The organism is Photorhabdus sp. RM323S (genome assembly GCF_042879375.1).
Taxonomy (GTDB): Bacteria; Pseudomonadota; Gammaproteobacteria; order Enterobacterales; family Enterobacteriaceae; genus Photorhabdus; species Photorhabdus tasmaniensis.
In genome coordinates, this window is record NZ_JBHFKZ010000008.1 from 42,210 (window position 1) to 68,029 (window position 25,820).

A 25,820-nucleotide genomic window follows, 5' to 3' on the forward strand; every position below is an offset into this window, starting at 1 on the left:
TTTATTGCAATGGGATCATTAGCGAGCATTTCCGCGCCTTCCTACTTTACTTTTTATAACAGCCAAAGTTTTCATATCACCCAACACTTAACGCACTTTGCAAAATCGAGTTAAACAGTGCTTCCCAATCCCTTATATCGCTTCCCACATTGAACGAGAGAGCTTCCAGATGTACATCAAAACCAGCAGCATGTTCAGCAACTTCACATGTCAGGTTCCAGTGCGATTGTTCGCCTGAAACGTTGAGGAGCTCCAATTGCTGACAGGACGCGCCAGCGATACAACCGTCAAAACCCGCTTTTTGGAAGTAACCGAAAAAGGCCGTGGGCGACAGCGCCCTCTTGGAAAGCTCCGGATATAGCGCCGCTAATTCTTCAGCGTCAAACAGGTAATTTCGGCAGGCTTCGCGCACCGCTGCACTCACTATCTCTAAGTTATTTATATCGCACAGTGTCCCCTGCTGCGCCACCTCACTCCGCAACCTTACCCGCACGGGCAAAACCGCCATCAGCGGAGCGATAACCTCCTGCTGTTCCAACCGGTCCCGGCCATGAAATATCATGGAGGTAAGTTGATCTGGTTGATTATCCAAACGAGTTTTAAACAGCAAAAATACCGCCATGAAGAATTCAGGAACCGTGATCTTCAATCGTGACGTGAGCGCTTCAACCTGCACTTTACGTCTAGCATCCAGGGTAATGAGACAAGTACGTGTGACCAGTTGGGTGTCTTCCACATGAACAGGAGGTGACCAACCCTGCAACTGTGCTCGCCAGAAATCCGCGTGTTCTTGCCGCAGAGTCGCAAATCCCCTGCTATAGAAAAGCTGAGAATAGGTCGCCAAACTGGTGCCCAAGGGAGCTTCATCGCTTTCAGCAGCCAACTCGTTAAGTATTTGCATCAAACCAGAACCATCAATGCAAGCATGAGAAAAATCCAACAGCAAAAGTGGACGCCGTTCATCGACCACCCACCGTCCGCGGACATTCATGCCGTCCTCCAGCGAAAATGGACGAATAAAATCGCGCAGGTCTTCTTCCAGAGAGCCCAGACTTTGACGTTTCTCCAGTCGGAATACGAAACGTCTGGCAGGCTGCAAATAAAGTTCACTGTCTGCAAGAATGAATTGCGCACTGAGGCTTTCATGACGGGAAAATACCGACTGCATCAGGTTGCGCAGCTGTTTAAGATCAGGTTCGTCTTCACCATCAAACGACAAAGCGATAAAGCTGTTGTTACTCAAGTCTTGAGGATTAAGTTTTACCGCTTTGTATATAGCTTTCTGCGTCGGTAACGCCCGAATCCAATCCACAGGCACCGCCCCGGTTTGCTCTGGTGAGTGCGCAAATTCAGGCTTCCGTTTCTCGCTTCCCCTTGCTATTTCAGCATCGATGAGCCCGGCTTGCGATGCCAGATCCAAATGCCTTACGATCACGCCCAGAGACAATGATACGCTGAACGTCTGCTGTATCCGCATCATTAGCGCAACAGCCAGCAATGAATGCCCGCCAGCTTCAAAAAAGTGGGATTGACGCCCAATCGCATTCGTATTGAGCAACTCAGCCCACAGTTTAGCCAATCTGGCTTCCGTCCCGTTGCGGGGAGGCTGCGCCGTCGTCGTTTGCGCTATTGACGCATCAGTAGGAGACGGCAACGCTTTGCGATCCAGTTTGCCGTTAGCGGTAAGAGGAAACGCATCCAGCCAAAGGATGTTGGACGGCATCATAAACATGGGTAAACGTACCTGTAAATGTGCTCTCAGTGCTTGATTCAGCTCCTCTAGGCACCTATCAGCATAGTCGGCGACCGACATTACATAGGCAACCAAACGGGCATCCCCCGGAATATCCTCACGTACCAGCGCCACACACTCTTTCACACTGTCGTGTGATAACAACGCCGCTTCCACTTCGCCCAACTCAATGCGGAAGCCGCGTAACTTGACCTGGAAATCATTACGCCCCAGATATTCAATGTTGCCGCCAGGCAGATACCGAGCTAGATCGCCGGTCCGGTACATGACGTGTCCTAACACTGGATTAAAGGGATCTTTGATGAACTTTTCCGCTGTCAGTTCGGGTTGGTTCAGATACCCGCGCGCCACGCCCACCCCAGCGATATGAAGCTCGCCCGCTACGCCAACCGGGCACGGCTGGCTATAAGCGTCGAGAATATAGAGCTGGATGTTATCAATAGGCCGACCTATCGGGATCACCCCTCCCGTCTTGGCAAGACCGCAATTCCAGGCGGTTACGTCAATCGCCGCCTCGGTCGGCCCATACAGGTTGTGTAATTCAACATTGGCGAACCGCTCCCGAAACCGATGCACGCTGCGTGCCGGCAACGCCTCGCCGCTGCAAAACACCCGTTGCAGACAAGCGCCAACTTCTGGCGAAGCCTGATCCAAAAAGACGGACAGCATCGACGGCACGAAATGCAAGGTGGTTATCCGATGCTTCCGGATCAAAGCACTCAGATAGGCGGGGTCTTTATGTCCTTCGGGCTTCGCCACTACCAAACGGGAACCGTACATCAGCGGCCAGAAAAATTCCCAAACGGACACATCGAAACTGAAAGGCGTTTTTTGCAGAACAGCGTCATCCGCACTCAGTTGATACGCCTTTTGCATCCACACCAGACGATTGACGACACCACGGTGCTCATTCATAACGCCTTTCGGCCGCCCTGTTGATCCAGAGGTATAGATAACATACGCCAGATGGGAGGAAGTCAGCCCTCTTTCCGCCAGCAGCAGATTGCCGACGTCTCGTCCGGACCATTTCGGTGCATCCTCATTCAGGTCGATTACGTTAGCACCAGCGCCCGTGGCGTATTCAACCAACAGCGCGCGCACCGCAGCCGGCACCTCACCATGAGACAGCAAGGCCCGGGGAGCGGCATCACGCAGCATGTAATCAAGCCTATCGCCGGGATAGTGAGGATCAAGAGGCACATAAGCTCCCCCGGCTTTCAGCACGGCCAGCAACGCAACCACCATTTCTATGCTGCGCTCCATGCAGACTCCCACCAGCGTATCCGGGCCAACGTCCAGATCCGCTCTTAGAAACCGGGCCAGTTGGTTCGCTTTTTGGTTCAATTGCGCATAGCTCAACGCCTCATTTTCAAACACAACGGCAATAGCGTCCGGCGTCCGTTGCGCCTGCTCCTCAATCAAGGTATGAAGGCAAGTCTGTTGCGGAAAGTCAGACTCAGTTTGGTTCCATTGCCGCACTAGTTTGTCTTTTTCCTGTGCCGGCAACGCGTTAATCCGACCAATTCCTCTTTCCGGCGCACTTTCCAGCGCAGCGACGATTTCCTGCAACGTCGTCTGGAAGTAGTCACAAATCAGCTCAGGATCAAGGCCCTGTTCAACCTGCGCATTGACGACAAAGTCTTTGGCGAAATCATCGACATTGATAGAAATCGGATAACTGGTCCGCTCCATAATTCCGGAATAACTGAGTCCATCCATGGAGGAAGGATTCACAGCCTGAAATGGGTCTTGCGAAGGGACGTTCCGCATCTCACTGTGGCGATAATTCAGCAATGAGGTGAACAGAGGCGTCGTTCCCTGCGTTTGTGCCGATTTCTGCGCCAGCGCCAATGGAGCTTGTTCATGTTTGACCAACTGCATCAGGGTATCCTGAACACCCCAGAGACATTCAAGTACAGGAAGGTTATCCAAACGCACCCGAATCGGCAGTGTGTTGATGAACTGCCCCATTGCATTTTCGGAACCCATGCCCGCAAACATGCGCCCCAGCAAGACCGTGCCGAAGACAACGTCGTCGCGCCCAGTCAGGCAAGCGATTAACCTGGCCCAGGCCAGATGAAAAACCGCAGCGACGCTGACGCCGTGCGCTTTAGCCTGTTGACGTATTTGATCGCACAAATGTTCCTGCAATGGCCGCCAGGCTTCCACCACCACAGCGTCGCCTCCCAAATATTCATCTGCGCCAAAAGGCGCTGGAGCCGGCTCATAATCCCGCAACATAGTGTCGAAGAATGCTTTTTGCTCTTCTGCACCAATTGCGTTGAAAAGCCCCTCCCTCTCCTGCCTGAACGAAATGGGCGAAGTCGGTTCAAGCGGTTCTGAAAGCAGTTGTGCTTCTATTTCCTGTAGCATTTTTTCTACCGTCACATGATCCACTGCCATGTGGTGGAGCAAGTGAAGCAACACCCACTCATCCCGTTTCGCGTCATAGCAATAAAAGCAACGCTGTAAAGGTGCCTTGGCAATATCGAAACGCTGCATAGCGGGGTCGCAATATTGTTTCAATGCGGCCAGCGGATCGTCGCAATCCGTCGCGGGTCTCAGCTCTTGCGCTGTTAATTCTGCTTCCCGCCAAACCACTTGGACCGGCTGGGAAAGCCCTTCGTAATGGATGCTGACGCGAAACGCGTCGTAACGGGCAATAGTGCGGCGCAAGGCGTCGATATAAGCGTGCAATAAGTCTGCGTTACGGAAACGGGCAACTTGCCAGAGCACATAGGGATCTCCCGCCAAATTCGTTAGATAGTGATAGATCATTCCCTGCTGCAACGGCCCCAAGGGACAAATATCTTTAATATTGGCGAGACCGCCGGGAATGACGGCAGCCAGAGCGTCGATTTCCGTTTGGGTGAGCTGCGCCCAGTGAGACGCTTCCGCCGTAGAGCGCCGCATTATTTCGGATCCAGCCCTCAGTGGGTCGTACGCCCGCAACTGCGTCGCCAACTCGGATAATACAGGATGCTGGTACAGCGTGTGCGCATCCACAATGAATCCACGGCGACGCAGAGCCAGCATCATTTTTACAGTAAGCAGAGAGTGGCCGCCCAAGTTAAAGAAATGTGAATTCCTGCTGATATTTTTAACGCCGAGCAGCTCGCTCCATACCTCAACCAGGGTTTGTTCCAACGCATTTTCCGGCGGCTCAAAATCCTGTTCGGTGAATTCCCCGGAGGCAACGACCGGAAAGGCTTTGCGGTCAATGTTACCGCTGACGGATAAAGGAAAGTCGCTGACAATAACGATGGCGACGGGTCTCATGTAATCTGGCGCTACACCTTCAATAAACCGTTGAATGCTCTCTTTCACGCCGTCCCGGGACTGACGCTGCAAGGCCCGCTCCGAGGCAATGACAAAACCGACCAAATGCTTCTCTTCCTCGCTCTCACCCTGCGCCAGCACAACTGCGTCGTATACGGCCGGATGCTTCATCAGGAACGCTTCAACTTCACCCAACGCTACCCGATGCCCCCGTATTTCAACTTGAAAATCCATCCGTCCAAGATCTTCATCAGACAGCGACTGCAACAACGGCTTAGTAAGCATAACTCTTTTCCTTTAACTCAATAAGTTGACCGTTTTTCATGGTGATCAGGGCGTCAGCCTCCGAAAAATATTCGTCATCATGGGTCACGACAAAAACGATGCGTCCCTGGGCTTTCAACATAGGAAGCCATTCCTGATAAAATCTGGCTTTGGAGCGAGGATCCTGATCAGCAGCCCATTCGTCCAGAACCACCAGAGGGCTGGGATCGGCCAACAGCATGGCCAAAGAAAGACGCTTGCGTTGGCCTGTTGACAACTTGATGTTGTCGAAAGCGCCGTCACACAAAAGAGTCGCTTTTTGGGCAAGCCCCAACGACGCTATATTCTGATTGACAACTTCCCGCGACTGCAATAAAGCAGGGTCATAAACCCGTTTAAGTAACCAATTGTCGCTGAAGATTGCCTGCGTCTGCTCCAGCAATTGACGTTGGGAAACAGCTTCGCCGTTTATCTTTATCGTCCCTTGCGCAGGCGCATACAAGCCCGCCAGAATCATAGCCAGCGTACTCTTACCAGAGCCATTACCGCCGGTCAGGAAATAGCTTTTCCCCCTTTCCGCCTTCAATGAGACTGGCCCTACACCGAAGCGCTCCCCCTCTCCTGTCGTAGCCGGGTAGTGAAAACGTACAGCAGACAGTTCGAGTGTCTTCACGTCCTGAATTGGCGATGGCGTCTCTGATGGAGAGTCGGCCTGCATCGACTGACTGAACGCCACCATATTATTCACGAGACTCTTCAGCCTAATCAGCTCAGGCATGGCCGCCATCACCGCATTAAGCGGCCCGATGAGGTAGAGCAGAATGATCAGATATTCTTTCGACGCGTCGCCGTCAAAACGGGGAATCAACAGCGGAAACGCCAAAGCCACCGCAACCAGTAACGCCGTGAGCAATGACTCACCGATAAAAAACGCATTTAAAAAGCCGCGGTCGTACTGAATTCTCAAAGCCTTAAAACGATCCGACACGACCTGTGCATGACGATAGAAACTGCGTTTTATCGCTTCACGCCGCAGCCCTTTGTAGCCTTTCTGCAAATCCTCCACGGTATCCATAAACTCGCTACGGGTGCCTAATGCCTGAGGCATGATGCGATTGGCGCGTTCGGAAACATAGTAATAGAGCCCGATCATAGGCAATGCGCAGGCCAACAGCACAGAGGTAGCCAGGGGCGACTTGAACACCATCAGATAGGAGAACAAAAAGACGATAGTTAACAAATTGGCGAAGAAAGGAACGAAAGCCAGGACGCTTTTAGCCAGCTCTTGCGAATCCTCCCCAATGACAGACTGTATTTTCCCCGGCGATAATTGCTCAATGTTTTTATAATCCGACGCCAGCAGTTTTCGAATGATCTCCATCCTCCAGCCCTGCACAAAAGAGTGCCCAAAGCGCATAATCTGTTGTTCTGCCGCTCGACGTGCGGAAATATAGAAGTAGATGCAGTTGAACAGCAGAACGGCGCTGTACAGCAAATTCGCCGACGGACTTTCGATAGCCTGGATGATGCATAAGACCAGCGCGGAATTGAGCAGTCCGGAAATGACCGTCAGACCAACAACTTTGGCGATCATCAGAGAGGAAAATGTCTTGCTTGTGTATCTGCCGCTGGATTGCACCACCAAGAAAAAGAACAGCAGGACGGCGTTGATGAAGAAGATCAGCCCTATGGCAGCAACAGGCAGACTTAAGGGCCCCCAAACAAGCAGATTTGACCAGCCCAATCCTAATAACAGATGAGGGATAATCGCAAGCACGGACACAAGAGCCACATTCTGCACGATAAGCTGACAGAGGAAAGACCGCCAACCTCTGTTTTCAGCGGACTGCACGAAGCTTTCCTGTATTATCGCGCTCTCCACACGGCTCACGAGAACACTTGCGTTGTCGGCGTCAGTCTCATCACTCCCGCCTTTATCCTTTTTCCCTCTTTTATACATTACCACCAGTAAAATCAGCGTTCCACCCAGCCAGAAAATACCCGCCGCTACCGTGGAAACCGGGTCTCCCATGTCAGCGGAGAAACTCTCCGGCAGGCTTTCCGACGAGACACTGCGCAGGTGTTCAAATATCGCCTGCCCCAGTTGAATCACTTGGGGGCTGTTGCTATTACCCAATAAGGAAACGCCCACGCCGGCCTTCGGGTCAAACGCGATATAAGCTGTGGCGTCAGGATTCTGCCCTGGGTGGCTCCAACTGGTGGTTGCTTCGGTTTCCACATCCCAGCCATAGGCGTATCCCGCGTCGCCATTCCCCCCATAAGGACGTTTCGCCTGCTCCAACGCCGCGTATAACGCAGACAACTTTTTATCGCTATCACCATCGCCGTAACTCAGCGGCAACCGGTGCAGCAAGAACTGCAACCAAATAGCCATATCCTGCGGAGTACTGAGCACATAACCTGCCGGCGTATTTTGCCAATAACGGGGCGCGTCATACGGCCGGGCGGAGATAAAGCTGATTTTATACCCCGGGACACGCGCAGGCGCAGCAGCGCCCCCCTCCACCATCGTATCCTTCATTCCCAAAGGCAAAAAGATTTTTTCCCGCAACAGTGTCGCAAACGATTTCCCCGTAGCCCGTTCAGCCACCAAACCCAACAGGCTGTAATTCAGCGTGGCGTACTCTTCCCTGGCACCGACCGGATAGGCCAGCGGGATCGCCTTCAACAATGCCGGCAGCTGCGATAAAGCATCAGGAGCACTGTTAGGTTGCAGGAGGTCGAGAGTATCTCCTGCGATGCCGCTGCTATGGAACAGCAGGTTTTTAATCTGAATTGCGGAGTACCCCATTTCCGGGCGCTCCGCCAACTCCGGTATCCACTGCGTAATAACGTCCTGCCGGTTGAGTACGCCTTCCCGCTCCAGCACCGCAATCAGCAATCCGGTAAAGGCTTTGGAGCAAGAGGCGAGTTCAAACACACCCGCTTCCGCCTTGCCCAGTCGCAGCGTGCGAACTTTATCGCCGACTACGACGCTCATTCCCCCAGTAGGAACCTGATCGACATCCCAACGACGGCTCAGGTCACCAATAACCCGCTCCAGATCAGCGGCTTGTTTCAGGCTGATGGTGTCGGCGAAAGCGCGTCCCACCAGCGCAAGGTAGATTACAACTAAAAAGACGCCTAAGCGGATCAATCCAACGTTACTCATTGACTTCGCTCTCCTGCCCGGACACTGCACTGCGCAATTTGCGACGAGCCTGCAACGTGCGGCGTTTATCTCCCAGCCCTTGTTGCGGCGTCTGTGGTTCGCCTTCCGTGGATTGCGACGGCACCAGCTCTTTGCTCAACTCCCGCAAGGAAGCCGCCTTAAACAACAATGCCACCGGTATCTCCCGCGCCAATCGTTGTTCCAATCTTTTGGCGAACTGAATGAGGTCCAGCGAGGTTGCGCCCAAGGTGAAGAAGCTGACGTCCACGTCCAAACCGTTAATCCCCAGAAATCCTTCCAACATGGTGCGCATCACCTGTAGTAAGTCGTCCGCATTCGCGCCTTTAAGCGACTCGCCAGCAGATACACCGGCCGCTCCCTGTACATCCAGAGTTGAAGCGGAACTGAACAACATCTGCTGGGTATGCAGTTGCTTTTCCAGAACAGAGCCGATGGGGAGTTTGGAAACAGCGATATAAGGCAACCTGGTTTGATGAACAATCGCAGCCATAGCCACGGCTATTTGCGTTCCTTCCAGGTTAGATAATCCCTCCTTCTGCAATTTTTCAACAAAGCTGACCGCTTTGTTACGCTCTTCCATTGCGATAACAATCTTGCCGATATGTCGCCCCTGGGCCATGAACTGAAATGCGTCGGCAATCTCTTTGACGGGATAAACCTTTGTCGGTAAAGGCTTAAGCGTTTCCTCTTCCAACAGCGCCGCCACCTCAGCCCAGGCTTCCTGATAGGCAGGATGCTCGGCACCCGCCTGCACAGCGTGGAAGCTGCCGCCCTCCGCAAAAATTGACAGTCCCAATTTCCAGTTTTGCAGAATGTCCCGTAAGCCAAGCTCCAGGAATCGGCCTTGTGGTGCCAATAAGGAGATACTTTCTTCCAGCAGTTCCCCCGCTAGAGCATTGAGGATCACATCGAAAGGCCGGTCGCCCAGCTCACTGCGGAAGGCTTCTCCAAACTCCCGCGTTCTGGAATTCGCCCCCCTTTGAGCACCCATATTTTTAAGCAACCGGCGCTTCTCTTCGCTGCCCGCAGTCACCCAAACCTCTGCCCCCAAATACAGAGCGATCTGCATTGCCGCCATGCCAACACCGCTGGCAGCGGAATGAATCAGGATGCGTTCACCCTTTTTCAAATTAGCGGCATGCTTTAAGGCGATCCAAGCGGTGGTAAAAGCGACCGGAACCCCTGCGGCCTGTTGAAAACCAAGCATCTGCGGAATCGGCGCGACAACGCGTTGCGGCATAACAACGTGTTCAGCCAGACAGCTATGTCCTGCACACATCACGCGGTCACCAACGTGAACACCTTTAACCTCCCGCCCGACACGGGTGACAATACCCGCCGCTTCCTGACCAAAGGTCATGGTCGGGTCAGCGGGAGCCGGCAACACGCCGAGAGCGATCAATACGTCTTTAAAGTTAAGTCCCACCGCCTTAACCTGAATTTCCACGTCCAGTGGACCGGGCTCTTTACGTGCTTCGAGCTGCGAAGTAAAAGAGAAACCCACTCCTTCTTCTTCTCCTCCACACAGGCGCATGACAGTGTGCCGTGCTGTATCCACCCGATCATCAGCAGCAACTTGAACCAGCGCTGCCTTGTCATCCTGTAACGCAGAAGAAACGTTAACCAACAGCAGATCATTAATCGCTACCAGCAAACCGCCCTCTTCCGAATAAATATTCACCTGCAACAACTTGTTGGTGCCCAGATCCTGTATCTGGACGCGGCTTTTTACTCTGTCACACATGGGAGAGAATTGGGTGAACGCACCGATTGAGGCGGGCGCAAACTGCACATCTTCATCCTCCGGAGAAGCGATCAAGGTCGCGGTATCCAACAGCGCAACATGAAGACCTGATGCCTCTGCTTCGCCCTGGTATGCGGTTGGAAGCTGTAACAGATTCACCACTTCATTGGTTGCAGTCCGGTCAACCGAGATGACGTTTCGCCAGCGGGAGCCGAATGTCAGCACGCCTTTTGGACTGACGCCGATGTTGTCACTGGCGCTAAACAGGTTCAGAACAGGCTGAGAAGGGATGGTTTCAGAGGAAAGCGAAACATGACCGTCGCGGGGTTTAATTTTACCACCAGCATGTTTAAGCCAAGCCTCACGGGAGAACTCACCGTTGCCCGAGAATATCTCAAAAGTGCCCAAGTCGTCCGCAAAGACCACCGCAATATCAAGCTCCGCGTCGTCAGCTACCACCAGCGGTCTCTCAATGGTAACCTCCTCTAATGAGAACGCTTCCACTACCGAAATTCGCAATTCGGTCAATGCACGATGGACCAGAACCACCATTCCCATAGCAGGCATCACGGCAGTTGACGCATCAATACGATGCTCGTCCAGCCACCAATCGTCCCTGGCATACAACGGTTGCCGCCAGATTGAAGTACCGGACGTCGCAGCCTTCACCGGGTTCTTGAGCGCAAGATCCAATTGTTGCGCGGAGCGTGTCGCCATACCTGATTCCGCCCAATCATCCCAGGCAATAGCCAGCGCTTTACCGCCTTTGCCACGGACCTGATCCGCATAAGCTTCCAGACAGGCGTTGGCTGCAACATAGGCGATCTGCCCAACCTTTTCCTTAGGCAGTAAATTGCCCAGACTGGAGAACAACAACAGCGCCGGGTCGCCAAGTCTATCCAGGTTATCGCAGAGGAAACGGGTTCCTGTCACCTTAGGTGCCAACGTTGCAACAGATTCCGCCTCAGAACGCATCTGCAACATCGCTCCCTCTCCCCGGCCAGCGGTATGGAACACGTAATCAATTCCCACCCCTTGCGCCGCCAATTGGAATACCGGCGCAAAAGCTTTCTCTAGAGATTCATCGTCGCCCAGATCCGCATGCAACAACTCTACCCTGCTTCCCCTGGCTTCAAGACTCAGCGCCCATTGCAGCAACTCCGCGTGGGGGCCATTGCTTTCAATCTCCGCCATCCAATCTCGTTTTTTCGGCAGAAACTTCCGCACCAACAGTAAAAGATTACAGTGATAAACCTGCGCTAAATGTTCAGCGATAGCCGCGCCCATGCCGCCATTGGCACCGGTGACAAGCACCCAACTGTTGCGACTGATGCCCGGCAGAGCGTGCGTCAAAACCTGTTTTTGCACGCGCGAAGTGACTCGCCGCTGCCAAAAGCCATCCCGGCGGTAACAGTAGAACTGACCGCCGTACCCGTCCTGATCTATCCAAGGTTGTAATCCACGCGCAACGTTCTCCGCATCCGAACTCTCCAGATCCACACAGAGGGCGGTAATATTGGGATACTCTTCCGGTAGGATCAGCAACGAGCCAAGAAGCTGGTTTTTTTCTGCATTCAGCGTCTCCGCACCATTCCATGCAACCATTTCCGTCGCAGGAAAGAACAACCGCATTTTCGGCGCAGATTTTTTTGATTCAGAGTGTTGGGCTGCGCTCCATCTCGCCAGAACAGTGGGCAGCCAGAACGCCCAGAACTGTGCCTGCCGCGCGTCCAGATTATCCAGCAATCCGGTGACAATGACATCCATAGCGGCAGACGCCTGTAGCCCTTGTTGCGACAACCACTCTTCCAATTCTGTGTAAATGTTGGCGAAGTCGCCCCGCCAGGACGAACATTCGATAAATTTCAATTTACCGTTATTCAGCCCCAGTACCCCGGCCAGGCTAAGTTCTCTTTCCGTGATCTGTTGGCAAATTATCCAGGTTGCCGGCATGTCCTCCGATTTGGTTGTACCTTCTGGCACAGCCGCATTCACTTTTTCCCACTCCAATCCATAATAATGCGAGCCGAAAAACAGAGATGAGAGGGTCTGAGCCACCTTTACGCCCGGTTGAAAAGTGCGCTCTTGCTGGAAACAGATATGACGTTCAAAAGCATGGCCGGGCAAGTGCATTTTCTTTATGGGGCGTGTTATGGAACATTCAGCAGATGCGTGCGGATGAATCCTGACCCACTCAATGCCGCCGCCATGCGTCCAGATCTTGGCAATAAACTGTAACGTCGCATTCACCTCGTGATCCGCTCCGCCGGCACCGAAGGTTGGAACCAACCTTTCCACATCCAGACGCAACCATTTACGTGCGTGCTGCAACAGGTCCATACCAGCGCCTATTTGTGCAAAGAGTGACGCAGGATGATCCTGCTCCATTTGCTTTAAGGCGGCACCCCATTGCACAGGGGCCAGCATTTGATTGATCCAGTATTGTGGATCACGCATCTCATCCGCTTCGATTTTCCGTCCCAAAACGGTTGAATAGACAGCACACTGTGCCGGTTGCAGATTATAGTTTTCCAGCAAGTCACCAAACGCTTTCGCCGCCGGCTCAATCAAAGGGGTATGGAAGGCGTGGGACACTGCCACTCTCTTGAAAGCAATGCCTTGCTGCGTTAACCAGTTTTCTGCGTCTGCGGCCATCCCTTCTTCTGTAGCCAGCGTCCAGGTTCCCGGACTGAGTTCCGATATGCGCCAAAGCGTTGCCGGAAAGTCGCCGTCAAAACCTTTCTTACCACTGACTGCAAAGACGGCACCTTTTGGCATGGAGTCCATCAGCCGCGCCCGAGCGACCACCAACTCCATCCCCTCCTCAGGGCTGAATACGCCAGCAATTGCCGCCACAGCGAATTCTCCTAGGCTAAACCCGGACAGAGCTGCGGGCTTACAGCCAAGCCTCTGCAACCAAACGCCTAACGATACTTGAGCCGCGTATAAAATGGGCTGGAGGTAATAGGTTGACAGTTGTTCAGGCTGCTTAACGCATTCGATTAAGGTCTCTTTATTAACAGACAATAAGGCCGCTGCTTTATCCAACAGACCAAGATAGATGTCGCCGAACTCCGGATATTCCGCCGCCAGGCGCAGGCCCATTTCCGGCGATTGCGTACCCTGCCCAGGAAATAGCCAAATAAGCGCCGTCATTGTTTCATAAGCACCGTCCATCAGAGTCCAGTTATCAAGCTGCCGTTTCCAATCGTCGCTATTGTTAGCGACAAAGGCAGCACGACAAGGGTATTCGGTCCGGTTTTCCTGCAACTGCCGGGCAATGACTTCCAGGTTAGTAGATCCCTCTTTAACTACGCTGAGGTGGGTCGAATAAGCCTCCGCCAATCGCGCCAGCGCCCAAGGGGATTTGGCCGAGAGCGGCAATATCTGCGCGGATTCCTTGTTCTCTACAAAGCCAGTATTGCTTTTTAAGTAAAGAACGTTGTCTTTACCCACGGCTTCCGGCGGCTGTTCAAGCAACATATGGACATTAGTTCCACCTATGCCGAATGAGCTGACGCCAGCGCGCCGAATCGCCTGAGGTGCCGGCCAATCAGCGGTTTGAGTCGGCACCCAAAACGGCGTCTTATCCAGCGCCAGATGCGGATTTGGTTTATTGAAGTGCAACGAAGGCGGAATTTTACCAAAGCGGACGCTCAAGGCCGCCTTTATCAGTCCGGCGATACCGGCGGCGGAATCCAGATGCCCCATGTTGGACTTAACACTGCCCACAGCACAGCGGAATTGACTGAGTTCGTCCGGAGAGAGCAGTTCGCGGGCGACCTTATTCAGCGCCTGAATTTCGATGGGGTCGCCAAGTATGGTAGCGGTACCGTGCGCCTCAATCATGCCCAGACTCGAAAATGGCATACCCGCTACCCGATATACCTGCGAGATGACCTCCGCCTGTCCCTGGATGCTGGGAGCCTCAAAGCTCACTTTTCTATCACCGTCATTGTTCATGCCGGATTCGACGATAACCGCGTGAATAGGGTCGCCGTCCGCGAGTGCGTCTTCCAAAAGCTTTAACAGCACTATCCCCACGCCGTTGCCGTTCACCGTGCCTTTACTGTCATCGGCAAACGTCTTACAGTGCCCATCGGGCGATAGGATCATACCATCCTGATACAAGTAGCCCCCCGCCACCGGGTCAGTGATGCATGCGCCACCAGCCAGCGCCATTTCGCACTCGCCCGCCAGAAGCGCTTTACAGGCCAGATGTACCGCAGACAATGAAGTCGAGCAGGCAGTCTGCACGTGCACCGCGGGTCCATTCAATTTCATGCGATAGGCAATTTGTGCAGCGAACGCAGCCGGGTCGTTATAGTTGCCGACATCGAACATTTCCGAGATATCCTGACTGGCTCCCGTGAATTGATCCAGTCGCGCCAGATTCAACGTAGAACCGATAAAAACACCGGCGTTTAACATCGACTCACCAGGGGACAATCCCGCGTCAAGAAAGGCGTTGAAACTGACTTCGTGCAGCACCCGGAGTTGCGGGTCCATTTTCCGCGCTTCCCGTTGCGAGTAGCCGAAAAATTCATAATCAAAGCATTCGGCATCCTCAAGGGAGGCTTTCGCAGGGACGTAATTGGGAAGGTCGATGATCTCGGGCGGCGCGCCAGCGGCCAAAAGTTCTTCCCGAGAGAAAAACGACACCAATTCCCGCCCCGCCGACAGATTGTTCCAAAAGCTTCGCCAATCCGGACTTTTGGGAAATCTGCAAGCAATGCCAATAATAGCCACTTCATTACCGGTATATTCACGCTTCATAATACTAAACTTCCTCTTACTTTACGCCGCCTGTCCGCCAGTCTGCTTTTACCTGACCGGGCCGACGAGAGAGTAGATTCTTGGGATGTCTGCTTGCCGGAATCGGATCGAACGACTTCGTTGTCTGCATTTTCGGCAGACAAATTGCTCTGCTTGATCCAATCTGCGAAGGATGCAATGGTTGGGTACTCGAATAAGACGGCAACGCCGATCTCCTGGTTGAATGCCTGCTGCATCTGGGATTGCAGTGCGATTATCTTTATCGAATCGCCACCTGCATCGAAGAAATTAATGTTTGCAGCAACGACCTTGTTTTCCAGAACCGTGCTCCAGATAGCCTGCACTTTTGCTTCTACAGCGTCTGTCAACGGCGCATAATTCATGGAAGCTTGCGTTTGCAGTCGTTGGGTCGCGTACTCCTGTAGTCGCTTACGATCAACCTTGCCGGTAATAGTGCGTTCAAAACCGTCTACAACCACAATGAGCGCAGGCGTCCACGACTCAGGAAAATGCTGGCGGATGTGTTCTCGCACACGGGCCCCCAGCATCGCAGGCTGTTCACCGCTATCGACGAAAAGATGCCATTGTCGTTTCCCCTCCCACACCGTCGCCGGCAGCAAACAACAGGCTTTAACCGCCTCTAACATCTCAACGGTGCGCTCCAGTTCACGTGGCTCAATGCGAACGCCGTTCACCTTCACCTGATCGTCAATCCGCCCCAGGTACTTAAAGCCAGAGTCACGAGAAAAAGTGACCGCGTCGCCAGTGCGATAAAAAGATTGTTCATTGTATTTGACGAAATATTTATTAGATTCAAGCGAATTGGTCGCGTAGCCATAAGCGACCGCCCGGCCTCCCACCCAAAGCTCACCGCGGACACCCGCGGGTAATGGCTTGCCGAATACGTCTGCACAGTAGGCGGTAACGTTTTGAATTGGCCAGCCTAAGGATATTTCCGTGGCAAGAGACTGTTTGGCGTTGAGGCAATCCACAGTTGTCTCACTGGGACCATAGTGATTGTTGACGGCGTAGCCCTGCTTCAGCAAATCGTCCCTGAGCCGTTTAGGTAACTCTTCGCCTCCGAATACCCACAATCGCATAGCAGGGAAGAATGGCGCACCTTGAATGAGTTGTGCGATGGCCCCAGGAATAAAGTTGATTAAAGTGATTGACTCATCCCGCAGCAGATCGATGAACGTCTGTCGCTCCAACAATCCATTGGGTGATGGATATATCAGGGTAGCGCCGACAACAAAGCTACCAAACAGATCTTCCACACTGGGGTCGAAATTCAGATCAGTCAGCCCGAGCACCCGGTCAGCAGGCGCAAGGCCGGTTTCCCTGACAAACCAATCCAGCAGGTTCGCCACCGATTCATTACGGATGGAGATGCCTTTAGGCGTGCCGGTGGTTCCTGAAGTGAAAATGAAGTAAAACTCATCTTTAGGCCGCCGGTTGCGCCATAGCGTCAATTCATCAGAGGACGGCGGCAATGTCATCTCCGCCTCAACATCCAACAACAAGTGACGACCGATGTCAGCGCTGATCTCCCCGTTCAGAGAAGCGCCACATAAGACAATGCTGCAATCCGCCAAAGCTAACAGGTTTTTTTTGCGTGGCAGCGGATCTTTTGGGTTTACATAGAAGTAACTACCGCCACTGAACAGTATCGCCAGTATCGCCTGAGTGGATAACAGCCCCTTTTCAAGGTGGACAGCCACTCTGTCGCCAGGGACGAAACCCGATACCTGTAGCCGTTCCTGCAAGGCGCAAACACCCTGCAACAGCGCGTGATTGCTGATCCGATGCTGTCCGACGATCAAACTTATCTCTGGGGGAGACTCACTAAGGCGCTGATAAATACCTAGCAGCAATGCATTGATATCCGGCATTTGCGCATTTTGCTCCCCCATCACCAGAGAGAGTCCCTCTGCGCCGTCCGGACTGAGTTTTAAAACCAGATCTTCAACCAACACATCCGTGGAACCCTTAACCCAATCCGCCGCCAAAGATTCAAAAGCGTTAAACACCGTTTTTACCGCGTCAGGATCACCTTCAAAAGCCTCTCCCGCACTTAACCCGACTTGCCATCGTTCCACGCCAGAAACTGTCAGAGTCAGACCGAAATGCGTCGTCTCTTCGCTGTGTAAATCCGTCAGAAACGCACCATAACCGGTGTCCTGTAACGTGGCATCGATGGGATAGTTATCGAAGACGACGATAGAGTCATAGAGTTCGTCACGTATCCCCGCCTCTTCTCTTATCGCCAGGGGCGGCGTTTTTTCATGTTTCTGCGTCTGTTGTAGCGCCTGAAAAACAGCGCGCAACGCCGTCTCTAAGTTCCATTTGCCATCGAGCGTAAAAATCAACGGCACAGTATTAATGAACAGCCCCAAAGGTTGGCAATCGGTGTTTTGCGTCAAAGCCGCTCCTCTTCCGGAAAACGTGCAGCCGAAAGCGACAGTTTTTTGGAAGGTAAACTTGGTCAGCACCAGTGCCCAACACAAATAGACGAAGCTTGCCGGAGTAACACCAGCGTGGCGACAAAGCGACTCTATCGCCGCTTTGCGCTCTTCGTCCCACATGCTGTTCACCACCACTTTTTCGCCTGGTTTTCGCTTGGTCGCGGCATGTTCAGAGGAACGGAACAGTGGTTCAACCAGCAGTTTTGTCGTCGCAGAGGCTTCGCCGTCAGGCAGGCGTTGAAAAACACTTCGCCAGTATTCACGACTGAGCCCCAGATCGTCTTTACTTAACCCTTTCCAGAGTTGTTGCGCATACAGTCGTGAGGTCAGAGAGACGATCTTTTGTTTACGCAATCCCTGTAGCCAAAGGGAAATCAGCAGCGAGCTACTCCAGCCATCCATCAGAATATGGTGAAAAGAGAAGGTGATGCTTACGGTTCCCGCAGGAACATCGTGGAAGCAAACGATCCGGAACACTTCTGTGTCCAACTCAAACGGCGTCGTTTTCGACTGAGCCAGCCAATCAAGGCAGCGTTGTTTTCTCGACGGCAGCGGGTCAGCCGGATCAACGCGGACATATTCAATCGGGATTCGCGGCAATGCGTATATGACCTGATGGGGAACACGAATCCCTTTCCAGATAAAAACCGATCGCAGAGCAGGCTGTGACTGCTGTATCTGGCACCATACATCAAGAATCTCTTCTTCACTGACGTCAACTTTCAGGCTGATTGCCACGCCGATGTGATAGGCGCTATTTCCATCTTTTAATGCATGAAACAGCAACCCGTTCGCTTGCGGCGTCATTTGCAGCAATTCTTCAATATAGTTGGTAGAGTTGGACTGCGTCATACTCAACGCCCTACCGCATCAAACAAGCTTTGCAACTTCATCTTCTCCATAGACAAAGGGAGACCTCCGCTCTCCTCAATAATCCCCAGCCACTGCTGTGTGCGCTGGTGGAGAAAGTCGCATTCCTCAGGGTTCATATTTTTTTCTTTCATCCTTTGTTTTACCTCATCCCTGATTCGCCGCAGTCGTTCTATCGCCGCCAAATCCGCTATGTCAGGCAGTCTTGAGCTGTAAAGATGGAAATAGCAACACCTGAAAAACTGCTCCAGCCGATTCGCTGTGGCGCTTAAGTCTTCAGCGAAAGTGAAAATTTCATCCGGTTGGCACAGAGGTAGCATAGGCAATCCGGCACGCTCAGACAGATAGCTCAATACGGTTTTCGGTGAAATTTCCAAATAGCGGGTGACACCGTTCTGCGCAACATATTGCAAGCTTTGCAGCCATTGCACCGGAGACGTCAGGTGCTGCAAAATCGATGATTTCAGGTTCTCCGCTGGCAATTCAGCGCCACTGACGTTGCAAACAAGTCTGGAGATAAGCGCATCCGGCTTGCCTGCGTCAGGCAAAAAGTCAAGCCGCGCCTCTAATTCCGCTTTTGCCTCCGCCATTAAAGGCGAATGAAACGGGCCACCGATTTTCAACGGATAAAACAACCCTCCCAACGCCTCCATACGAGGCGCGAAGCGTCGAATATCAGCCATCACACCGGAAACTGTCGCCTGATCAAACGCATCGATGGCGGATATGTACACCTCCACGCCGTCGTCTTTTCTGGCTTTCTCAACTTCCTGAACCACGACTTCGGCTGGGATGTGCAATACCCAACACATTTCGCCCTGATCGTAATTGCGGGCGCAGGCCTCCACCACTTCCGAACGGATGTTCACTATTTTGGTCAGTGTCGCCAGATCAAGATACCCGGCAGAGCACAGGGCTGGATATTGTCCCAGGCTGTGTCCCATCACAAACTCGGGAACCAGTCCACAATACTTCCGTAATATGTCGGCGATGGCGACTGTCGTCGCCGTGAGTGCCAGTTGGGCGATACGCACTTGTTTCAAGGTATCGCGCTGGTCGCCGTGGATAACATCGTATAAATCGACCTGAGACAGCTCCGACACTTCTTCCAGACAGGCCCGATACTCGGGATACTTTCTGAATTCGGCAAACATGTCCGGTTTCTGCGCCCCCACTCCGGGAAATAAAAACACTGTCTTCGCTGAGTCGATAGCGGTTCTCATGCTGAGGCTCCATTAATAATGAGATCGAGCTCCGATTGCGAGAGCTGACAAAGAGGAAAATCCGAAGGGATCAACGCCCGCTCCGGACAATGAGCAGTCTGTCCATCATGAAATGCCTTGTTCCAGACATCGTTCCAGGCCGATAACTTTTCATTCAATTGCGTCAGGTAGCGCCGGGCATCATTACCGTCAGCGCCAAGAACACCCAACCTCAACTCAACGAAAACAGAACCGGACTCGCGACCATCGCGAATAAGTATGTCAAAGTCGGCCACACTCTTTTCGTCGAGATGTCGAAAACCACCCGACAGGGAATGAACCAGATTGAAATGACTCCATGTTCCGCAACTGCCCAGTCCGAAACCAATGTCGTTGATGCAGATTAGTGGCCGCACACCCGTGCCATTCAGCCCCAGTTGGTCTTTCCAGTCCAGACTGCCTTCATACAGGCACGACTTCAACGCGCGCAAAAAGTCGCACGGATGATCTAAGGGAACATTAAGATTCAATTGATTGAAGCCGGTAAACCAACCCACCGCGTTCGCCATTGCTGCATTCCAGATAGCGGGCATTTCCGCCTCGGAGAATAAGCGTCCGTGATTTTCAAACAGCACGGCGGGCTGCTCCAGCAGCACGCCGTTATCCTGCACAACCTCCATCAAAGCGGCAGCGATCAACTGTGAACGTTCAGCTTTGCAGCGTTGCGCCATGAACCCTAAGTTATCGCCGGAAACTGACAGTGCCAAAGTGACGGCAGCAACCGCCGGCAGATAAAAAGCGTCGTCATGTAGCACAGGTTCTGCATAAGAGGTGTGATCCCGCAACCATTTCCCCCAAAGGAACGCTCCCTGCTCCACATCAGCATTAGCCTGGGCCACCGATTCATTCAGCGCCTGATCCAATTCATCCAACAAGAAAATCCATGAGTGCACATCGCAAATAAGGTGATGGCAAACCCAGATCAGATAGTTTTTGTTCGAAACCGGATCGAACACCACTTCATGAACGCTGGGTTGATTCTCCAGACAGACCTCACCTTGCAATTTATTTAGTCTGTCTTCAAGGTGCTCCCCTTGTGCCAACACCTTTCCTTGCACCAACATATCGCAGCCATGCTGTTCCGGCTCCGAAGACGAAAAATGGAATTCGCTCAAATCCCGATTTGCCCTCAGGGAGAAGATTTTATGCCTTGCTTTTACCGCTGCGACGCCAACGTTTATACGCCCGGCGGAAACGGACCGTGGCAGTTCAAGCACCACTCCCTGTTGCAGTCGATCACCGTGTTTAAAGCGGTGTTGCTGGAACCAGCGCACACTAGGTAAATACTTCACCCAGTTTGCTTCGGATCCTTCTATTATGGCCGATATGGCCGAATCGGTTACCGCGTCCTCCGGCTTCTCCGCACACGCTTTTTCAAGCACAGAGCCTAAAGCTATCGAAGTTAACAATTCACTTGCGCCGATCCGAACACCTTCTCTGGCTAGCAACGCGACAAACCGGATCGCTTTGATCGAGTCACCCCCTTGCGCCAAAAATGAGGCCGTCAGATCCACAGTTTGCGGCCAGATCGGCCTTAAAAACTCTGCATCCAGCCATGAAGGGAGTTTGTAGGCTTCCTGCTCCCCCTGACCTTTCTCGTCAGTTGAACGAATATCAGAAGCATCAACCGCCACCCGCCTAGCCTCGGCGGTGAGTACGGCCATATCAACCTTACCATTAGCATTAACCGGCCAGGGCTGCACAGTGCAGTACAGCCCCGGCAGCCAAGCCTCAGGAATTTTGCTTCTCAAGCTTCTCTGGAAATCATGGCTGTCATACGGGACAGGCTTACTGCTGCACAAAGTGACCGTTTCATCTCTATCAATTCCATCAACATCATCAACAATCAGTTTCAGCACCTTCAACTGCCAATGGTGATCATCGTCTTGCCCAAGGTGCGTCAGCGTGTCTTGCACAGCTTTTTCAATTTCCGCAGGATGAATCCGGTGACCACGCACTTTAAATTCATCGTCGATGCGACCAACACAATGAAACACACCCTGTTCGTCCTGCAAACCCAGATCGCCCGTGCGATACCAACGGAGTCGCCCATCAGCGCTGCGCACGAATTTTGCTTCTGTCTGAATACTGTCGTTAATATACCCATCCGCCAACACCGGACCGCCGATCCATATTTCGCCTCTGAATCCACGGGGCATATTTTGGCCCCAGGCATCTCTTATCGACATTTCCGCTTTACCCAGCGCTTTGCCGATAGGCATAATCACACCGTTCGTCTTGCTGTTCCCGCCAGGCCCGCTCACTGAATAGATGCAACACCCTACTGTCGCCTCCGTCGGCCCATACTCATTGATCACCTTGCTGCCAGAAGGATAGAAATCAAGCGCTTTATTCACTAACACGACGGACAAGTTTTCTCCACCGACAACAAAGGTCAACGGATTGTGTCTCTTGGGGCTATGTTCAATCAGTAATGAAAGATGAGACGGCGTACATTTAACGCCCGTCAATGACTCATCGGCGAGAAGAGTCCGCAGCAGTGCCGGATTATCGCGAATGTCCTGTTCGTAAGCTTGTATAAAACCGCCCGATAAAACAGGGATCAGAATAGCAGTCTGCGTCAAATCGAATCCAAAGGAGGTGAACAAAGGCATATTAAACGGTGCCCCGGCAGCGTAAGCCTCTTTGGCCGCCAGCGCATAGTTCGCCAGCGCAATGGGAGAAATCGCAACGCCTTTAGGTTCTCCGGTCGATCCGGATGTATACAGGATATAAGCAGGGTTGCTGTATGCCTGTTTCGACCACGTTGGTTCTGGTCGCCCCTCTGGATGCGACATTTCTTCACATAACGCCTCATCCAGCGAAACGCGCAACAGTGGCAAATCCAACGCTTCCGCCAGATCCCGATCCGTACCCATGTAAATGCAAAGAGAGGCCCCCGAGTTACGGACAATAGTCGATAACCTGACCAAAGGCGTAGTGGGACAAACAGGAACCACCGTCACATTTTCAATAAGACAGGTCAGATAGGCGAGTATCGTTTCAGGAGAGCGTCTTCCCAAGATCAACACCGGATTGTGCCCGGAATGCTGGCCCCGCAACTGCACGCTGAACTGACGAATCCATTGCAAACCCTGGCGGTAAGTCAGGTTACCTAGCTCTACGCCTATACCTTGTCTGAACAACAAATTGTCAGCATAGCGTTCAAAAGCGTCGCGTAAATGAACGCCTATCGATTCTGCTCTGCAATCTAAACAAGCGTTGACTTCTTCTGTTTGCCCCATCACTTCAGCGGCCGCTTCCATTGCATAGTCAATGACAGTTTGCAGGAACGCGCGACATTGGTCGGATGACCACACCTTGCGAAAATCCGCATCAAGCTTGAAGCAGCCGCCCTCGAAGCGGTCGTGGATGTGAACAGTGGCGAACAGCGCCTCCACCGCCTGAATGTGATTAATCTCTACTTCTGCACCTGAGACAGTATGCTGAAACACGCCTGTTTGATAGGAAACACCGAAGGCCGGAATAATCCGCTTCCAGTCTTGCGATACAAAATCCCCCCAACGGGTGCCTGGGGCATAGCGTGAATGCACAATGGCTTTTTGCAGACGGTTTTTAAGGGTGCGATAGCAATCCGCCACCGTCTCCCCCTCCTCACGAAACACCGGAACCAAGACTGGTGCCACCGCCATAACGATTGACCGTTTTTCATCCTCGTTCCAGCGATTCAGCATGGGTGCCTGCAATAAAGCGCCATTGCCGTCTTCAATCACCATTTGCGTATGCGCGACAGCAGCGAAAAACAGCCGGAAAACAGAACCGCCGCTGCTCTTGAATCTGCGCAGCATGTCGTTTTGCGCTTCGCTCAAAACGACCCGTACACGCATAGAGCGAGGCTCCAATCCGCGATAGTCGCCAATCGGATAGCGGCAGGATATTTTGCTGGCACTTGCTGACTGCGTGTCGCCAAAAACACTCCGCCAATACGCGGCGTCCCTTTCCATGCGCCGGGAGCTCTCGTAGTCCCGCTCTCCCTCGGCAATAACAGAAAATAAGGGGGACGCCGCCTTCCCCATGCCCAGAGCTTCCTGCTCCAACGCCTCCGCCAAATGCTCCATCAGTATCGCCAACGCTGCACTGTCCGCCGCTGCATGATGCGCCTTCACAAACCATCCCGACTGTTCTTGTCGGAAACGCACAGCGAAAATTCGTATCGGTGTGAGTGACAATTCCTCCTCCACCAACAGTTGCCGCTCTGCCCAGCTATCGAAAGCCTGCCCAGGCTCCGGATGCCTGCTGAAATCCACCTTTTCCACTTCAGCCTGAGGTGCGTCGTGCCGGACTCCACGCCACTGTATTTCCAACTGTCCGGTTTCCAAATGATCGGTGACAAATCCAATATGGAATACATCCTGAGAATCCCGGACAGTTTCAGCCGCCCGCACCAGTTGATCCAGAGAAAGGGTTCCACTCAGACGCACAACGCCGCCCAGATAAAACCGATGGCCAGACAGATGAAACGCCTCCATTTTAAAAACGGTCTGTTGTGACCGGGATAGCTCAAAAATCGACTGATTCATGACTTAAGCTACCACTTTGGTGAAAAATAGATCCCGCATATTCCTGGCGATGGCTTTCCTATCAAGTTTCCCTGAGCTGGACCTCGGCAAACTTCGAGTCTGCCAATAACGGGTAGGCAACATGTAAGCCGGCACTTGCGCAGAGAGAAATTGACGAATATCCTGCGGATCAAACACCTCTTCCCCTACCGCGATCGCCGCGACAAGCCATTGTTCCTGCTCTTCGTCCTCAACCATACAGACGACAGCCTCGGTAATAGAAGGATAGTTGAGCAGATGATGCTCTATCTCCCCTAGTTCAATGCGCAGTCCGCGTAGCTTAACTTGCGTATCCTTCCGGCCCTGGCAGAAAAAGCCTCTTCCTTCCTCATACCATCCAAGATCACCGGTCAGGTATATCCGTTGTTGAAGTTCCGGGTGGAAAATAAATGCTTTATCGGTCAGGTCCTTCTGGTTGTAGTAGCCCTCGGCCAGACATATCCCGCCAATGGCTATCTCGCCTTCTTCCGAATCTGCTTTCAACGCCAGACTATCCTGGTCCAAGACGTACAACTGACACCCGGTGAGAGCCTGCCCAATGGGGATGACTCCCGGCAAGGTTTCCACGCAATCATAAAAACTGACGTCGATCGCCGCTTCCGTGGGACCGTATAAATTAGTCAACAGACAACGCGAAGCGAATACTTTCTGAAATTGATCAACCAGAGAGGCAGACAGCGGCTCCCCGCTCACATATACCTTACGCAGCGCCGGCAACAGCAAGGTATCCACATTGCCTTCCTGAAGCTCTTGCAGAACCGGCTTCAATAAACTGGGGACAAAGTGGACAACGGTAACATTCTCGTTTTCCAGTGCAGCCACTATACCTCTGGGAAATGACTCCAATCCCGGTTGCAGTAGATAATGACTCGCACCGTTCAAAGCAGGTAAAAATAGCTCCCATAAAGAGACGTCAAAAGTCAGCGCAGTTCTCTGTAGGATAGTGTCCGAATCCGTCATCTCACTGTGAGTCTGATGCCACTCCAGCCGGTTTATGAAAGCGCTATGATTTACCAAAACTCCTTTTGGCGTGCCGGTCGTACCGGAAGTAAAAATTAAGTAGGCGGGATCGGCGGCCCGCAATTGGGGCACTTTTTTGCCAGCGTTTTCTAAACGCTGAAAAGTGGATATTTCTGTCAGACGTTCACGCCTGATCAACTCCAATTCGGCATTAGCCTCAATAAACAGACTCTCCTGCGTCACATTGCAAAAAGCGATACGGCATCGGGCCGTCGCAAACATAGACGCCAACCGGGCGACAGGGGTTTTTACATCAACAGGAAAATAAACGCCGCCAGCAAGCAGTACCGCATATGCTGCCACCAGAAATTCCGGGCTACGCTCAAGACCAATGGCGACGCAATCACCCTGGCATACGCCGCGCTCATTAACCAGATAATGCGCCAGCCGTTGCGCTCTTTCGTATAACTCGCTCCAGGATAAAGAGTTGCCTTTTCCCCACCGTATCGCCGGGTTCTGGTTATCTTTCGCCGTGCTTTCGAAATAATCAGTAATAAGTTGACCAGTTTCCATGATGCCGAAATCCTCTGATTGCTGGCTTTGTTGCTCCCAAACTTCATTACGTCCAGCGTTACAGACGAACGCCAGGTAATAGCACCCCATCAGCCAGACTA

The 25,820-nt window shown here is 52.6% G+C and carries 7 protein-coding genes and 1 pseudogene; all 8 read right to left on the reverse strand.

The window, feature by feature from the left end; genetic code table 11:
* Nucleotides 1–76 precede the first annotated feature (76 nt).
* The 8 genes and pseudogenes from ACGF7G_RS05875 to ACGF7G_RS05910 all read right to left on the reverse strand — a co-directional run bounded on the left by ACGF7G_RS05875 (nt 77) and on the right by ACGF7G_RS05910 (nt 25,809).
* Complete coding sequence (locus ACGF7G_RS05875; RefSeq protein WP_387464164.1) at nt 77–5,317, reverse strand: amino acid adenylation domain-containing protein; 5,241 nt, start codon at nt 5,315–5,317, stop codon at nt 77–79.
* Entirely contained in the window at nt 5,307–8,468 is a 3,162-nt protein-coding gene (locus ACGF7G_RS05880) for a serine hydrolase (RefSeq protein WP_387464166.1), read from the reverse strand. The genes ACGF7G_RS05875 and ACGF7G_RS05880 overlap by 11 nt, the downstream gene beginning before the upstream one ends.
* On the reverse strand, nt 8,461–15,009 hold the full coding sequence (locus ACGF7G_RS05885; protein ID WP_387464168.1) for a beta-ketoacyl synthase N-terminal-like domain-containing protein: 6,549 nt from the start codon (nt 15,007–15,009) through the stop codon (nt 8,461–8,463). Before ACGF7G_RS05885 ends, ACGF7G_RS05880 begins: the two co-directional genes overlap by 8 nt.
* A complete protein-coding gene (locus tag ACGF7G_RS05890; RefSeq protein WP_166295693.1) occupies nt 15,006–18,326 on the reverse strand; it encodes an AMP-binding protein in 3,321 nt (1,106 codons plus the stop codon). The genes ACGF7G_RS05885 and ACGF7G_RS05890 overlap by 4 nt, the downstream gene beginning before the upstream one ends.
* Before the next feature lie 2 nt (nt 18,327–18,328).
* Complete coding sequence (locus ACGF7G_RS05895) at nt 18,329–19,567, reverse strand: ACP S-malonyltransferase (RefSeq protein WP_133815765.1); 1,239 nt, start codon at nt 19,565–19,567, stop codon at nt 18,329–18,331.
* On the reverse strand, nt 19,564–22,926 hold the full coding sequence (locus tag ACGF7G_RS05900) for an AMP-binding protein (protein ID WP_387464228.1): 3,363 nt from the start codon (nt 22,924–22,926) through the stop codon (nt 19,564–19,566). Before ACGF7G_RS05900 ends, ACGF7G_RS05895 begins: the two co-directional genes overlap by 4 nt.
* Nucleotides 22,927–23,205: 279 nt before the next feature.
* A pseudogene (locus tag ACGF7G_RS05905) lies at nt 23,206–24,147 on the reverse strand (condensation domain-containing protein); the annotation flags it as partial.
* Nucleotides 24,148–24,150: 3 nt separating this feature from the next.
* Nucleotides 24,151–25,809, reverse strand: a complete 1,659-nt coding sequence (locus ACGF7G_RS05910; RefSeq protein WP_207627211.1) for an amino acid adenylation domain-containing protein — start codon at nt 25,807–25,809, stop codon at nt 24,151–24,153.
* Nucleotides 25,810–25,820: the final 11 nt, after the last annotated feature.

Excerpts from the sequence above, each read along its gene's own strand:
- ACGF7G_RS05895 (WP_133815765.1), bottom strand. The coding sequence starts at position 19,567 with ATGAGAACCGCTATCGACTCAGCGAAGACAGTGTTTTTATTTCCCGGA.
- ACGF7G_RS05875 (WP_387464164.1), bottom strand. The coding sequence starts at position 5,317 with ATGCTTACTAAGCCGTTGTTGCAGTCGCTGTCTGATGAAGATCTTGGA.
- ACGF7G_RS05890 (WP_166295693.1), bottom strand. The coding sequence starts at position 18,326 with ATGACGCAGTCCAACTCTACCAACTATATTGAAGAATTGCTGCAAATG.
- ACGF7G_RS05880 (WP_387464166.1), bottom strand. The coding sequence starts at position 8,468 with ATGAGTAACGTTGGATTGATCCGCTTAGGCGTCTTTTTAGTTGTAATC.
- ACGF7G_RS05910 (WP_207627211.1), bottom strand. The coding sequence starts at position 25,809 with ATGGGGTGCTATTACCTGGCGTTCGTCTGTAACGCTGGACGTAATGAA.
- ACGF7G_RS05885 (WP_387464168.1), bottom strand. The coding sequence starts at position 15,009 with ATGAAGCGTGAATATACCGGTAATGAAGTGGCTATTATTGGCATTGCT.